The 941-nt window shown below is 68.0% G+C and carries 1 protein-coding gene and 1 pseudogene; both read left to right on the forward strand.

The window, feature by feature from the left end:
- On the forward strand, positions 1 to 559 hold a 559-nt coding region (locus CQ12_RS46815; protein ID WP_245310228.1), incomplete at its 5' end, for an ATP-binding cassette domain-containing protein.
- Positions 556 to 941: pseudogene (locus tag CQ12_RS29485) on the forward strand (hypothetical protein); the annotation flags it as partial. The gene CQ12_RS46815 and the pseudogene CQ12_RS29485, both read left to right, overlap by 4 nt.

Raw genomic sequence — 941 nt, forward strand, 5'->3', positions numbered from 1 at the left:
CCGGCACATCGGCTATCTGCCGCAGGATGTCGGCCTGTTCGACGGCACCGTGGCGGAGAACATCTGCCGGTTCGACGAGAACGCGAGCTCGGATTCCATCCTCAAGGCCGCGCAGATCGCCGGCGTCCACGACATCATCCTGCGCCTGCCGGAAGGTTATGCGACGCGAATCGGAGCCGGCGGCATCTCGCTGTCGGCCGGCCAGAAGCAGCGGGTAGGTCTCGCGCGGGCGGTGTTCGGCGATCCGTTCCTGATCGTACTCGACGAGCCCAACGCCAATCTCGATGCCGACGGCGAGAACGCCCTGACCCGCGCCATCGCCATCATGCGCCAGAGCAAATCCATCGTCGTCGTCATCTCGCATCGCCCGAGCGCGCTCTCCGCGCTGGACATGACGATGGTGCTGTATGAGGGCAAGGCGATCGCATTCGGCCCGCGCGAAGAGGTGTTCGCACGGGTCCGCAACGCCAACGCAAAGGGAGCGCCGGGATCGCCGCCGGCCCCGGCACAGGCAAAGGCAGAACCGCGCGCAGCACTTGCTGAGAGCGTGCCATCATGAAGGGGTTTGATCACGTGCATAGCGATGAAAGGGTCGCGCGACGCCCCTTCGGTGGAACGGAGGAAGACGTCGCGGCGCCGCAGGGCCAGGCGCTGATCCTCGAACTGCAGCGATTGCGGCAGGCTTTCGAGCAGGACAACGTGCAGGACCAGCGACTTCGCCGTCCGCCGCAGGACGATCGTCCGGGCGTGCGGCGTCCGCGCACCGCGCGGCCGAAGCGCAAGAAAAAAGGCAAGATGGGCCGGGTGCTTGATGCGTGGCTCGGCCCGTTCGGGTCCCGGTCCGATGACGCTGACATCGAGCCGCCGCCACGCCGCGGCCGCGCCGCGCCGCAGTTCACGCCGCCACCTGCGAGCAACGCCCGCGGCCCGGCCGGCAATTC

The organism is Bradyrhizobium jicamae, assembly GCF_001440395.1.
Taxonomy (GTDB): Bacteria; Pseudomonadota; Alphaproteobacteria; order Rhizobiales; family Xanthobacteraceae; genus Bradyrhizobium; species Bradyrhizobium jicamae.